Origin of the sequence: Coprococcus aceti (assembly GCF_025567285.1) — a bacterium.
Lineage (GTDB): Bacteria > Bacillota > Clostridia > Lachnospirales > Lachnospiraceae > Coprococcus > Coprococcus aceti.
Genome location: NZ_JAOQJT010000003.1, coordinates 245,141 through 259,233 on the forward strand (window position 1 = coordinate 245,141; position 14,093 = coordinate 259,233).

The 14,093-nt window shown below is 42.9% G+C and carries 14 protein-coding genes and 1 tRNA gene; 12 read left to right on the forward strand and 3 right to left on the reverse strand.

Features of this window, described 5'->3' with window-relative positions:
* The first annotated feature begins 395 nt into the window (after positions 1–395).
* Together OCV54_RS05965 and OCV54_RS05970 are read left to right on the forward strand one after the other, a co-directional pair.
* A complete protein-coding gene (locus OCV54_RS05965; protein WP_022217292.1) occupies positions 396–1,832 on the forward strand; it encodes a DUF3137 domain-containing protein in 1,437 nt (478 codons plus the stop codon).
* 44 nt (positions 1,833–1,876) lie between these two features.
* A complete protein-coding gene (locus OCV54_RS05970) occupies positions 1,877–2,437 on the forward strand; it encodes a LemA family protein (RefSeq protein WP_022217293.1) in 561 nt (186 codons plus the stop codon).
* 32 nt (positions 2,438–2,469) lie between these two features.
* On the opposite strand, the gene OCV54_RS05975 is transcribed toward OCV54_RS05970, so the two are convergent.
* Positions 2,470–2,543: transfer RNA gene (locus OCV54_RS05975), tRNA-Pro, on the reverse strand.
* Positions 2,544–2,883: 340 nt separating this feature from the next.
* Between OCV54_RS05975 and OCV54_RS05980 the strand changes: the two genes are divergently transcribed.
* The 7 genes from OCV54_RS05980 (at position 2,884) to OCV54_RS06010 (ending at position 7,883) form a co-directional block, all read left to right on the forward strand.
* Positions 2,884–4,056 (forward strand): glycosyltransferase family 4 protein, encoded by a 1,173-nt coding sequence (locus tag OCV54_RS05980; protein ID WP_022217294.1) that lies wholly within the window; start codon positions 2,884–2,886, stop codon positions 4,054–4,056.
* A 369-nt stretch (positions 4,057–4,425) separates the two neighbouring features.
* Entirely contained in the window at positions 4,426–4,782 is a 357-nt protein-coding gene (locus OCV54_RS05985) for a GntR family transcriptional regulator (protein WP_022217295.1), read from the forward strand.
* A 57-nt stretch (positions 4,783–4,839) separates the two neighbouring features.
* Positions 4,840–5,526, forward strand: coding sequence for an ABC transporter ATP-binding protein (locus tag OCV54_RS05990; protein ID WP_004849959.1), 687 nt, complete (start codon positions 4,840–4,842; stop codon positions 5,524–5,526).
* A 24-nt stretch (positions 5,527–5,550) separates the two neighbouring features.
* Positions 5,551–6,321: a hypothetical protein gene (locus tag OCV54_RS05995; RefSeq protein ID WP_022217296.1), complete on the forward strand. Its 771-nt coding sequence runs from the start codon at positions 5,551–5,553 to the stop codon at positions 6,319–6,321.
* A 23-nt stretch (positions 6,322–6,344) separates the two neighbouring features.
* The gene (locus OCV54_RS06000) at positions 6,345–6,545 is read left to right on the forward strand and encodes a hypothetical protein (protein WP_015533727.1); all 201 of its coding nucleotides are present in this window, start codon (positions 6,345–6,347) and stop codon (positions 6,543–6,545) included.
* A 142-nt stretch (positions 6,546–6,687) separates the two neighbouring features.
* Positions 6,688–7,362 carry a DUF3793 family protein gene (locus OCV54_RS06005; protein ID WP_055223090.1) on the forward strand — a complete coding sequence of 225 codons (675 nt, stop codon included), beginning with the start codon at positions 6,688–6,690 and terminating at the stop codon, positions 7,360–7,362.
* 89 nt (positions 7,363–7,451) lie between these two features.
* Positions 7,452–7,883 carry a flavodoxin gene (locus tag OCV54_RS06010; protein WP_055223093.1) on the forward strand — a complete coding sequence of 144 codons (432 nt, stop codon included), beginning with the start codon at positions 7,452–7,454 and terminating at the stop codon, positions 7,881–7,883.
* Between the two features lie 176 nt (positions 7,884–8,059).
* On the opposite strand, the gene OCV54_RS06015 is transcribed toward OCV54_RS06010, so the two are convergent.
* On the reverse strand, positions 8,060–8,773 hold the full coding sequence (locus OCV54_RS06015; protein WP_022217299.1) for a DUF6198 family protein: 714 nt from the start codon (positions 8,771–8,773) through the stop codon (positions 8,060–8,062).
* Between the two features lie 256 nt (positions 8,774–9,029).
* Between OCV54_RS06015 and OCV54_RS06020 the strand changes: the two genes are divergently transcribed.
* From OCV54_RS06020 to OCV54_RS06030, 3 genes are all read left to right on the forward strand, one after another.
* Positions 9,030–9,905, forward strand: coding sequence for a LysR family transcriptional regulator (locus tag OCV54_RS06020; RefSeq protein ID WP_055223096.1), 876 nt, complete (start codon positions 9,030–9,032; stop codon positions 9,903–9,905).
* A 161-nt stretch (positions 9,906–10,066) separates the two neighbouring features.
* Positions 10,067–11,695, forward strand: a complete 1,629-nt coding sequence (locus OCV54_RS06025) for a GGDEF domain-containing protein (RefSeq protein ID WP_262563267.1) — start codon at positions 10,067–10,069, stop codon at positions 11,693–11,695.
* Between the two features lie 128 nt (positions 11,696–11,823).
* Positions 11,824–13,173 (forward strand): MATE family efflux transporter, encoded by a 1,350-nt coding sequence (locus OCV54_RS06030; protein WP_055223098.1) that lies wholly within the window; start codon positions 11,824–11,826, stop codon positions 13,171–13,173.
* A gap of 84 nt (positions 13,174–13,257) precedes the next feature.
* Here the strand turns inward: OCV54_RS06030 and OCV54_RS06035 are convergent, their stop codons facing one another.
* Positions 13,258–13,806, reverse strand: a complete 549-nt coding sequence (locus tag OCV54_RS06035; RefSeq protein WP_015533732.1) for a type III toxin-antitoxin system ToxN/AbiQ family toxin — start codon at positions 13,804–13,806, stop codon at positions 13,258–13,260.
* Positions 13,807–14,093 lie beyond the last annotated feature (287 nt).

A 14,093-nucleotide genomic window follows, 5' to 3' on the forward strand; every position in this document is an offset into this window, starting at 1 on the left:
TCCTGAAATTATGAATCTATCTGAAAAAACTGGTGACTGCCTGGCAGTCTGTGGATTTTCTTCTAAATAGAGTATGGACAGTGAACAGGAGTTTTATACGCAAATTTGCTAAAGTATATCTGTGAAATAACATTTAGGGGGATAAAAAACTTTCGTTGCTCAGATAGAGGCGCCCTGAGAAAAATGGAGACAGAGGTGGGGACGGAGGTACCTGTCCCCTCCGTCCCCACCTTCATTTGATACTGCGGAGTCGCCGGTTATATTGAGCAGATAAGTGCCGTCTTGCACGCATTTGACTGAAATTTTACATGGCGCTGATAGTGGGCAGATGTGAAAAAGTTTTATAGTAAATCAAATAACAGTTGATCTGGACGGGGATAAAGGAGAAATCACGGATGAAAAAGGAATACGGGGATAGACTGGCTCGCGCGCTTGAATTTGCAAATGAATCAGCCAAGTATCATGTCAGGAACTATGCGGATGGGACGCTTATGCCCGGAGATGCATATGCCGATCTGCCGATAGATGAGAGAGACCGAATGTATCTTGGACCGGATGCTGGAGCGCCCAACATGTATTCCAGAATATACCGCAGCCAAAGAGAGAAAGAGATGCGGGAGCAGGGCATGACAAATGAGCAGATAAAGCTGAGATGGGAAGCACTTGATGCCATGTGGCGCCAGGAGATAGAGGAGAGGCTCTACGGGGAAGCCAGACAGAATGATCGGTCAGAGGATGTTATATCAAGATACGAGAATGGAGGCTTGCCCGGTGATTTTCAGAGAAGGAGCGATCAGGCGGATGCGAAGAGAAGGACAAAATGGCTCGGGATACGAATAGTGCTCATAACCGTAGTAGTGGTGATCATGGCGTTCACGATACTTAATGAGGCCGGGCTGATAGACGGTATAAGTATAACTGAGCAGATATTTGACAGGATAGAGCAGATATTTGGCGGTATGGACAACATATCATCAGGCGGTGCGGGAGCTGGTGGCGGAACAGATTCAGAAAATCCCGGCGGACTGGTGATCGTATACGGAGTAGTTATCTTCCTTATATTCAGATGGGTGAGTAAGAGCAAAAAGAAAAAAGAGAATATTTCAGATTCCAGTGTGATTTACACGGAGCTGATCCCACAGATTATCAGGAGACGTTATGGAGAGGGTAGCGTATACAGACATCAGGGTGGACTTCCTGATGAACAGATGAGAAGACTGAACTGCTTTGCTGGCAGACCATTTACACTGGATGGCAAGCCTTTGCTGGTTAACGGCCGCGACATGGTGGAGGGAACATACAAAGGTGTTCATTTCAGGTGCAGTTATGAATACATGGAGTACGAGTATTATCACGAGGACAGTGATGGTGATAAAGAGAAAAAAATAGACAAATTATTTGGGGGGCTGGTTGTTGAGATACCATATAGAAAGGTTTCATCGGCTTTGCTGGGAGTCATGGGAAACTCTGAACTGGCGATGAAGAATATATTGAAGTGTGGTTCGGAGAGTGGCGCAGTGGGAAGAATAGAAAAGACAGAAAACGAGAACTTTAATCTGCTGTTCACTATAAAATGCAATGATGAGGAGAATATATTTTATATGCTTACCCCGTATGTTATGGAGAGGCTGGCGGCACTTTATCCAAAGGAGAAGGCGGCTCTCCATGTGACATTCGATGGGGACAGATTGTATATGTGTATAAGCAAGAGTGATAAATACATGGTATTTGACGAAGAGAAAAATATAAAGAGTATGAATGATGTGGAAGCTTATCTGGACAAATACCTGCGCATGCTGCAGGAGACGCTGGATGCGGCTCTGTTACTATAGAAGAGAAATTGTGAAAATGAGCAAAAGTACACGGAGGAAAATGTATGTTTACAATATTATTTAGCAAAGGTGTGTTAGTATTTGGTGTGTTGGTGGTAATAGTTTTGATATTTTTAGCGTATGTGATAAAGACTGCAAATGCTCTGAAAGCAGCGGAAAATAAGGTAAGAGAGCTGGATTCGGATGTGGATATTGCTCTTGCAAAGAGATATGATCTGCTCACAAAACAGTATGCGATTGTAAAGTCATATATGTCGTATGAGAGCGAGAATCTGATAACATCGATAAAGCTCAGGAAAGGAATGACACCTGATGAAAAGACAGGAGTGGAGACGCTTATGAAAAACGCTTCGGATCAGATAAATGCAGTAGTGGAGGCGTATCCGGAATTGACGGCGGGCAAGAATATAGAGGTCCTTCAGAACAGCTGCACAAATGCGGAGGAGCACATCCAGGCGGCAAGAAGACTGTACAATGCAGGTGTGACAAATTATAACAATCTGTGCAGTCAGTTCCCTTCATCGGTGGTTGCAGACATAACGGGTCACAATATGGTGGAGTATTTCAAGACTGATTCGGATAAGAGATCAGATGTGATATTCTGACAGGAAATCAAGATATTTTTGCGCATAAAAAATCGGTGCGACGGGATTCGAACCCACGACCTCTTCGTCCCGAACGAAGCGCTCTACCAAGCTGAGCCACGCACCGATAGTGTTATATCAACACTGCCATAATAGTATAAGAAGATTCTGAAAAAAATGCAAGGAGTTTTCTAAATAAATTGTCAAGAAATTCACCCAGGAATATCCGAGAAACTTTTGTGAAACTGATAATCAATCAATGACAGATAACTATCCGTTTATGGGGTGACCGTAGATACATTTATGGGGTGCCCATAGATACAATTTATATAATATTTAGATTTGTTACAACGAAAATTTATAAGTGTATGGCAGAGTAATAACCAGAAAGTAGTTGATATGAGGATAAGGTGCAGGTGGTGATGGACAGAATGAAAGCCGCCTGAAATAGAAGGAGACGATAGATCATGAAGATACTTATTACTACGGACTGGTATGAACCTGTTATAAATGGAGTTGTGACATCGGTTGTAAATCTGTCAAATGAACTTAAGAAAAGAGGACATGAGGTAAAGATACTTACACTCTCGAGAAATCACCACACATATATAGTTGGAGATGTGATATATGCGGCGTCAGTAGGTGCCGGAAAGATTTATCCGGGGGCGAGGCTTAAGATGCCTGTTATCAAGGCGGTCATAGACAAACTCATAGAATGGAAACCAGATGTCATACATTCCCAATGCGAGTTCTCAACCTTCTTCATGGCGAAGAAGATAGCAGATGAGACAAATGCGCCGATAGTGCACACATACCACACGATATACGAGGATTACACTCATTACTTTTCGCCAAATGCAGCGTGGGGACGCAAAGTTGTGCAGAAACTTACCAGGATGTTATCATCGAGGGTCGATGCCATGATAGCACCAAGCAGGAAGATAGAGGATGTGCTTGAAAAGTATGATGTGTTATGTCCTGTTGAGGTGATCCCCTCTGGAATCGACATGAATAAATTCGGAAAATATATTGGAACGGACAGCAGACACAGAATCAGAGAGCAGTACGGACTCAGTGATGACCAGACAGTTCTTCTCTATGTTGGCAGATTGGCGAAGGAGAAGAATATCCAGGAGATACTTAGATGCCAGAAGAGAGTGCACGGGTATGGTACAATCCTCATGATAGTTGGAGACGGACCATATAGGGCGGAGGTAGAGGAACAGGTAAGAGCGCTTGGAATCTCAGAGAGTGTGATATTTACAGGCATGATCGAGCCTGATAAGGTGGCTGAGTATTATCAGGTTGGTGACTTCTTCGTAAGTGCATCCACGAGCGAGACTCAGGGGCTTACATATGTAGAAGCTCTGGCAGCGGGAGTGCCGCTTCTGTGCAGAGAGGATCCGTGCCTTGTAGATGTGGTTGATCCGGGAAAGAATGGCTGGAAATTTACTGATGAGGAAACATTTGAAACTGCGCTGGTGAAGTGGCTTGATATGAGTCCTGCTTTAAGGCATCAGCTCAGACGAAATGCAGTGCAGTCGGCAGATGAATTCTCCACATCGACATTTGCAGACAGAGTTGAGAAGCTTTATATGAATGTGTGCGAGCTGCAAGCACTGGTGCTGAGGGCTTGTTAGAAATTTAATTTGTATGAATTCTCTAGTGGCTGTTGGGATAAGCAGGGAAAAGATACAAAATTATCTCCAAATAGATGAAAAAGCTCTAAAAAAGAAAAAATTTTAAAAAATTATCCGTAGGACACAGAATAATGTGTTTTATGGATAATTTTTTATCTTTTAAGTGAAAACAATGTATATGAGATAAAATGTAGGTAATAAGCAAAGATGGCGAGATGGCCGGATGCATGAGTTACTATCTAGATGACAAAAAACTAAAAAAATATGCTTTATTTAAAAATACAGTTGACAATGCTATGATACTAGTGTACTATTCAACTAGTACAGCGGTATAGAAGAGCTAGACAACATACAAGGAGGAGGTGTGTGATGGAATTTAAGACGAATATCCCCATATATCTTCAGGTCATAGAGGATATAAAGCAGAAGATCATAGCGGGCACACTGCCTTTGGGATCTAAGCTTCCGTCATCAAGAGAACTTGCCATAGAATACCAGATAAATCCGAATACTGCAGCGAGGATTTACAGCGAGATGGAGTCTATGGGGTTGTCCTATACCAGACGTGGAATAGGAACATTTGTGACGGAGGATGACAGGGTCATAGACGACCTGAAAAAGGAGAGAATAGAGGAAATCATACAGAGCTTTGACGAACAGCTCACTGGTATGGGATTTTCACAGAATGAGATCCTAGAGTTGCTAAAAGAACACTTTGGGAAGTAAATAAAAAGGAAAAAAGGAAAGAAACAAGAAGGAATAAAAAAGAAGGGAAATGATACAATGTTAAAATGCGAACATCTTGTTAAGAAGTATATCACGACCACAGCCATATCTGACCTGTCACTGGAGATTGAGCCGGGACACATATATGCGCTGCTCGGTCCGAATGGAAGTGGAAAGTCAACACTTATGAAGATCATAGCCGGTCTGGTCAAGCCGGATTCAGGAACTATCACAATAGATGGAGTGCCTATGACATACAGGTCAAAGAAAGACATAGCGTATATGCCGACGGAGGCTTTCTTCTTCGGATATATGAACTGTAAAGACATAGGAAAGTATTACAAAGATTTCTTTGATGACTTTGACTATGACAAATACATGGGACTGCTTGCTGAGATGGAGCTGAATCCAGATCAGAAGGCGAAGAGCATGTCTTCAGGAATGCTGGCAAAGCTCAAGATAGCGGTTACTCTGTCCAGAGACAGCAGGATCGTTATGCTTGATGAGCCACTGAACGGAATAGACATCATAGCTAGGGAGAAGATCATCAGCACGATTGTCCGGAATATATCGGATGACACAGCCGTGCTCATGTCGAGCCACCTTGTGGATGAACTTGAGAGGATCGTGGATCACGCATTCTTTATCAAGAATGGCACCTGTGTGCTTCAGGGTGATGCGGAGGAGCTGCGAGTGAGCAGGGGCAAGTCGATAGTTGATATGTATAAGGAAATATATGCATAGTTAGATGAAGGAGAGATAGATATTATGTTAAAGATGATGAAATATGAATACAGACGTGGAGTATTTCCACTTCTGGTGGTTATAACGGCTCTTGCGGCAGCAGAATTGCTGTTCGTGATTGGAATATTTGCAGAAAAGGATTTGTTAGCTGGACTTGGTATCATCTTCCTTGTGATGGGAGGCTGGGCTTCGTTTATGTTCGTCTTGATATATGGTGTGATAATATACAGTCAGGATCTGAAGAACAAGACGGGGTATATGGTGTTTATGACGCCAATTTCAAATTACAAGATTATCGGTGCAAAGCTGCTTTCAATCCTGCTCACCGGTGCGACACTTGTGGCCTTTCTTGGACTGCTTATAGTTGTTGATTATAACCTGCTTAAGTCACATAACGGCGGTGTAGCTGGCGTTGAGCTTGTGCTGGATGATATTCTGGGAACAAGAGGGTTGTCAATAGGAAGTGTCATTGCAAATGTTGCAGGGTTCATAGTAGTAGCACTTATTCAATTCTATACAATGATCACCATAGCGTACCTCGCAGTGTCACTGTCTTCCACAGTGCTCCAGAATAAGAAGATAAAGGGCGTTGTCAGCTTTATACTTTTTGTGGCTCTTTATGTGCTGGTGAGCTACATAGCATACAAGCTTCCGCACCTTGGGAAGAACGTGCAGGTGGAGACTATGCTTGACGCGATGTATAAGAACATACCGCAGCTTATTCTCTATGTTGTATGCATGATCGGCAGTTATATAGGAAGTGCGACACTGCTTACTAAGAAGATCAGCTTATAATGTAATGAGAGGAATGCATTAAGATGGCAGTAGATATGAGGAATGGTGATGTGATGAAATGGTTTAGATACCTGGTTACAGGAGTCTGCACAGGAGTCATAGTAGTGCTCCTTGTACCTGTGGCTGTGTGTGGGATCTGTGCATATGGTGTGTGGCGGCTGCTCAATATGGTAACAGGCGGAAATAAAGAGCCACGCAGGACGATGATAAAGCAGAATTTATAAATGTATATTTTTAATCAACAAGATAACCCGGAGTGAGAAAATGTCTCACTCCGGGTTATTGACGTTCGGGGAGGAATCATGTAGTATTTTCACTAGAGTTAGACAAGCCTAACCAAACCTATTTGTCACAAGGAGGTTTTGTATGAGTGAAAATACATGGGAGATCATGAAGGGCATGGAGCTCGGTGACGTGGAACTTCAGATGGCACTTCAATGTGCACCGGTGATAACGGGTGTCAAGGTGTCAAATCTGCTGAACATAGAACTCAGCGGATATCGTCAGATGGTGGAGATACTGAAGGACAGTGATATATGTATGTACACACTGGGAGCAACCTGTGGCAGGGTAAATGTATTTATCTACAATGCGGCAAAGCTCAGGGCATTTGTCCGGAGGGATGATGTGCAAAGACTTATGTCTGAGCTGGGATATGAGGACATGGAGCTTTCTGAGATACTTGCGGTGTTTCGTGAAAAATATCAGCAGTACTTAAAGAGCAGAGGAAGATTCACCTCAAAACAACTGGCACATGAAGATCTGGCTTGTGGCGATGGATCTCTTGGCAAGGAGTGGTTCCCACACGAGATGGGCTTGTTGCTGGGATACCCGCCAGAGGATGTGGAGGGATTTATTCTGCAGAACGGAAGAAATGCACTTTGCTCCGGTTATTGGAAGGTATATGAGGATGCTGAATCAAAGCGGAGAACATTTCATATATTTGAATGTGCGGAAGAGAGACTTATTCAATTTCTTTCAAATGGACTGCATATTAGAGATATCATGGGGATGTACACGGCGAGCAGAAACGCGGCGTAGAAGTATATGGAAAGATGCAGATAAACACAGTTTACAAGGATGTATAGGGAAAGCCCCCTTTTACATATAATTTCATAAGGAGGATTATTATGAGCAAAATTAATATCGTATTCTGGACACAGGGCGGAAATACACAGATGATGGCGGAGGCTATCGCAGACGGCGTGAGAGAGGCCGGAAAGGAAGCAGAGGTAGTATTCGTAAGCAGCATCACGCCTGATGCTCTCAAGGATGAGCCGGTGTTTGCACTTGGATGCCCGGCTATGGGAGCTGAGGTTCTTGAGGAGGCTGAGATGGAGCCATTCGTTGCTGAGGTTGAGGGATTTGCTTCAGGCAAGAAGATCGCACTCTTCGGTTCATACGGCTGGGGAGATGGCGAGTGGATGCGCGACTGGGAGGCGAGAATGCAGTCAGCAGGCGCAGAACTCGTAGGCGGAGCCGGACTTATGTGCCATGAGACACCTGACGCAGAAGGCCTTGAGGAGTGTAGGGAGCTTGGACGCCAGCTGGCAAATGCGTAGGTGACGGACGGCACGGACGATAAAAAATAGCCATATATATGCAGTCACGTTCGGCATATATATGGTTATTTTTTATCTACGTGCCTGGTCGTGGGGATATAAAAAGAGCCGCTTGAGAAAATCTGTAATTTGAATGTGATTCTCTCAGGCGGTTCTTTTTTGTGTTGAATTTGTTCTTAGTGTCCTGCGTACTGAGCTTTGTGGGCGCCGTGGCGCTTAATGTGTGCTGTTATGTATGGAGCTATTGTAACATGTTTGTCCATGGCATTTCCAACTATGGCGATTCCCTTGCCCATGGTGAATGCAGCAAGAACTGTTCCGATTCCCAGGCCGTAGATATGACCGAGGATAAAACCTGTCATGGCAGCTGTCGTTGCAAGGCAGATCACATCAAACGAAATCTTAACCTTGGAATATTTTGCCGATATAATCTCAGACAGCTCTCTTGGGAAAAGGTCTGTCGGGATGATCGGAAGTCCACATCTGTTGGACAGTGCGATTCCGATACATATCAAAATGTAACTTATCACAAAGTAAAGGATTCTCCATGGGAGGGCAGTTGGCAAAGCCCCGATCCACATCTCATGGATATCCAGCATCTTGCCAAATACGAAACCAACTATGAAACTGCACAGGTACTGGGGGACAAATTTCCTTCGCATGATCATGAGAGTGAGAATAAGTACGCCCTGAAATATGTATGTCCAGGTTCCGAGAGTCAGTCTTGGAAGAACCAGCGAGAATGCGTATGGCACGCTGGATATTGCCGATATTCCTGCTGCAGAATAGAGCATGAGAACCACTCCGAAACTGTTGATGGTGACTGCTGTTATCAGGGCGATCTCGCCCCACATGTTATGCAGATGTGCATTTCCTGATTGAGTATTCATTTTCTGCTTTTCCTCATTTCTTTCATATATAATGCGTTTTATAACATATACTTTGATTTCCCCGGCATCAGGGGAGCTTTAATTGTCTAAGACTTCATATATATATATCCCTGCGGTTTTTGATTGTAGCACCGACAACACCACATAACAAATAAATAGTTTTTATGGTTTGATAGATTTTGTCTATAAAAAATATTCGGATTGTATTAAAATATGAATAGGATCATGTATAAATAATGAAAAGGGGGAGTTATAAGTGAACCTGTCATATATTAGATATTTTGTTGAACTGGCCCATGTTCAGCATTATACAAATGCAGCCAGAAATATGAATATAACGCAGCCAAGCCTCAGTCACGCAATATCCCAGCTTGAGGAAGAACTTGGGGTAATGCTTTTTGAAAAGAATGGGCGCAATACGGAGCTCACTGCATTTGGCAGAGAATTCCTTGCATGTGCAGAGCGTTCGCTTGGCACTCTTGATGCGGGGGTAGAGTCCATACAAAAGGAAGCTGCCGGGGATGGCGTGATACGGCTTGGTCTCATAAGACCTCTTGGAATGGAATTTGTACCGCGTCTGGCAGCGGAGTATTTGAAGAAAGCTGAAAACAGAAATGTGTCGTTTACATTTCATACAGGGACCACAGGGCAATTGCTTGATGATCTTGCGGCCAGAAAATATGACATGGTTTTCTGTTCAAGACCGCCTGAGACGATGGGATTTTCCGCCGTTCCTGTCGGCAGACAGGATCTTGTTGTCATAGCACCGTCAGGACATCCTTTGGCAGATAGGGATTCGGTGACACTTGAGGATACACTTGGATATAAACACGTATATTTTTCGAAGGGATCTGGAATGAGAAGCCTGGTGGATGAGATGTTTGAAGGACTTGGCAAAGCTCCTGAGATAGCATGCGAAACGGAGGAGGATGAGGTCATAGCCGGACTTGTGGCAGCAGGGTTTGGAATAGCGGTAGTCCCTTACATGGATATGCTCAAAAGGCTTGATGTGAAGGTTCTTAGTATAAAACATCAGCCGGTTGACAGGCTTTACTATGTTGTTCATGACAGCCGGACATATATGTCCCCTGTGGCGACAAAATTCCATAAATATGTGTTATCTAGTAATTGACAAATTAAGGTATGATATATAGAATGGTTCTCATGTAAACTTATAAATTTGAGAAAATATTGCACAAAACAAATTATACAATTACTACAATAAATCGCCAGGAAGTTTAAGGGGGCGCATAGTTAGTGGATAGGACTGCTGTATTTAATATAGCATTTGAAATGTGGGGAATATTAATCTGTCTGTTTGCATTTGTGGTTATATTCCTTCAGAAGAATAATAATAGAGATAAAAAGAATGTGAGTCTATGTATGGAGGCTGCATGTATCATCCTGCTGGCTGCAGATATGTTGTCATGGTATTATCAGGGAAAAACAGGACAGACAGCCTATTACATGCTGAAGATAAGCAATTTTGCCGTGTTCTTTATCAACTATTTATATATGACTCTGTTTACGTTTTATCTTCTTGTCATTCTCAACAGAGGAGAGACGAAGATGCCAGCGAAAGCAAGGGGCGTGGTAGTTCTGAGTGCTGCTGGGATAGTCCTGCTCATTATATCCCAGTTCAGTGACAAGCTGTTCTATTATATAGATGATAACAACTTTTATCACAGGAGCAGCTGTTATCTGTTGTCTCAGCTTATTGCTGCAGCAGGACTTGTTCTAAGCTTTTCGATACTTTTGCAGTATAAAAAACGACTGGAAAAAAGAGTTTTCTGGTCAAGTGTTTTGTATTTTATCCTGCCATGTATATCCACAGTTGTTGTCATATTCTATTATGGGATTTCATTTCAGACGATATCTGTGGTGGCTTCTACACAGATCATGTTTGCAGTTGATATGGTCGAGATGGACAGATCACTTGCGAGATCCAGACAGGAGGTTGAGCGCACAAAGTACGAGGCTGAGCATGATCTTCTGACCGGCATGTACAACAAGACGGCTGGAATGCAGAGAATAAGAGAGTATATAGATAACATGACTGACGAGGACAGTGCTTCCCTTGTATTTGTGGATATAGATGATTTCAAGAGTGTAAATGATACATATGGTCACGCAGTTGGTGATTACTGGATTGAGAAGGTGGCAAAGTTTCTCCGGAGTGACTGCTATGAAGAGGACGTTGCCTGCAGGTATGGTGGAGACGAGTATGTTGTGCTTCATAAGGGCTTATCGGATATATCTGTTCTGGAGTCAAAGGTGATAAGATTTGCCAGAAAACTTCAGCGCAAGACAATGGAGAGAGGGCAGAATGTCCATTGCAGTGCTGGTATATGTCAGATCAATGGTTCAGGATTCAGCACAGAAGAGTGTATGAATGTCGCGGACACTGCGCTGTATGAAGCAAAAAAGAAGGGCAAGAATGTCAGCGTGATCCACAGCATCAACAGGGATGGTACGGACAGAGTGACCGTACTTGACAAGATAGAGTCTGATATAAAAAAGGCTCAATCCAGGGTAGAGGCAAGGATCGCATATATGTATACTGATATTATATATGTTAATTATGAGAACGATAAATACCGTGTTATAAAAGGCGATTCTGAGCTGAACAATGCTGTATCTTGTGCGAATAACTACGATGAAGTAATTGGATTGATAAGTAACCGGTTTGACTCGGATCGGTCAAGAAAAATAGTCAGAGATTTTCTCAGCCGTGAGCGCATGGAGAGTTACACAGGCGGCAATACGGAATATCAGACAGAAAATTTCCTCAGAGGGGTTTTGTCAGTCAGCTGTGCAAACAACCATGGGGGTGCAAGCCTTATACATGCTATCCCAGTGGAAGAGGATGGTGACAGAGGCTACTTTGTGGTCGTACAGGATCTTGACATATATGCTGGTTGAAGTATAAAATCATACATAATAATTTTAACGAAAACAAGTTGGTGGATTTTTCCGGATCAGGTCATCTTTTCGCCCCACAACCGCAAGGTTGTGGGGCTTTATTTATGCCATCCGGGGACGGAGGTTTTATGAACGAGAATTTTATGAAAGAAAAGCCGGTGTTCCCACTTTTGATGTCCATGGCACTGCCTATGGTTATATCGATGATGGTGAATGCTTTGTACAATATAGTTGACAGTTTTTTTGTGGCGAAGATAAGTGAGGATGCGATGACAGCACTTTCGTATGTATTTCCACTGCAGAATTTTGTAAATGCTGTGGCAATCGGATTTGGTGTTGGAATAAACGCGGTGATAGCCATATATCTTGGAGCCAAGGACAATGAGCGGGCAGATCGTGCAGCTAGTTGGGGGATGTTTCTTGCTGTTATACAGGGGGTAGTGATGACAGTCGTGTGTATTGCCATCATTCCATCATTTCTCAGAGCCTTCAAGGCAAGTGGAGACGTCCTTGACCTTGGCTGTCGTTACGCAGACATAGTATTTGGATTTTCTATAATTATTTCGGTTGATCTTGCATTTGAGAAGGTGTTCCAGTCGGTTGGACGCATGATAGTTACAATGGTTGGACTGATGGGCGGCTGCATTTTGAATATAGTGCTTGATCCGTTGCTGATATTCGGGGTGGGACCATTTCCTGAAATGGGTATAGAAGGCGCTGCACTGGCAACTGGCCTGGGACAGGTGTTTACACTGATCATTTATTTTATTGTGTACTTTGGAAGACCGATAAATGTGAAGTTCGGCATAAAGCATTTGCATGAGGGCGGTCTGATGGTGAAGAAGCTTTATGCCATAGGTATACCTGCCATACTCAATATGGCACTGCCGTCTCTGCTCACAAGCGCACTCAACGCCATACTCAGCATGTATTCGGCAACTTATGTCATGATCCTGGGCGTGTACTACAAGCTTCAGACATTCCTGTATATGCCGGCAAATGGAATCATTCAGGGAATGCGTCCTATCATAGGCTATAACTATGGTGCCGGAGAGCATGCCAGGGTGAAGAAGATATTCACCATAACGCTTGCATTAAATGTTGGAATCATGCTGGCAGGAACAGTTGTGTGCCTGCTCATCCCGGAAAGGCTTATAGGTATGTTCACAGAGAATGTGTCTACAATAAATGCAGGTGGAACAGCACTGCGCATCATATGCGCCGGATTTGTAGTGTCGGCTGTGTCGGTAACTTCATCGGGGGCACTTGAGGGATTGGGAAAGGGCACTCCGTCCCTGCTCATATCCTTGCTCAGATATGTGGTTGTCATAATCCCAGCTGCATGGATACTTTCAAGGCTTTGTGGTTTCGGACCTGCTGGTGTGTGGAATGCGTTCTGGGTAGCAGAGCTTATAACGGCGGCGTGTGCGGCGTTTATATATAGAGGGGCTGTCAGAGGACAGAGGGAAGTGGTTTAGATAAATTGAAGATGTAATACAAATAAAGTCACGACGTTGATGCTGAGTGGTATCTGTCCGGGAATCCGGGGATATCAGTGCAGATTAGGTCGTGACTTTGTTGTATTTATCACACACTATTTCTAATTCGTTAAAAGGTAAACAATACTTTCTTATTTTGAAAGGTTCATTGCTAATATACTGGTTATATAATGTTATTGCTTTATTCGCTATTTCTCTAGAGTGATCCTCTTCGTTTACATAATCAGATATAAATTTTAAGTCTCGTTTTCTATTTTTCTCCAAACGAGAGTCATTTTTTCTTATAGAATAATCATCCATTGGTAAAAGTTGTTTTTCTGTAACAGGAATCATATCAATAAAATTTATTCCGCTTACAAAACGTCCGGTTTCGGTAATGACTTTTGTATAACCAGCGTTGTTATGTAGTGTTTTCCTTTTCTGAGGCTTGCCGTCATGTCTTGTTATCGGAATGGCATACATTCTACTATTAACCATAACAATGATGCCAATAAAGTGCCTGTTATCTTTGCCTAATTGAGGGCTTACAGATGGTACATGATCACAAACTTTATGTAGTTCTCGTATGTATTTCATATCTATTCGATATAGATGTAAACGATTTTTTGTCATATATTCCTCTTTAAATGAAAAATTTGGATGTAGGGGCTTACTAATAAATAAAAAAGGCTATGCGCATAATGCACATAGCCAATAATTGTAGTTCCACCTCGGTAGAACTAACGCTTTTCGTATTCCACTTAACGGCAGGAGCCTCCGATTGACTATGATTATAACATATACAAAAGAAATGTCAATTTCCCTATTAGGATTACAGTTTTATAAAAGATGTATGTCACTGAGAATACATGAGAGCGGCTTGGAATTCAAGGGACTTGAAAGAGAGTTAATGAAAGCTT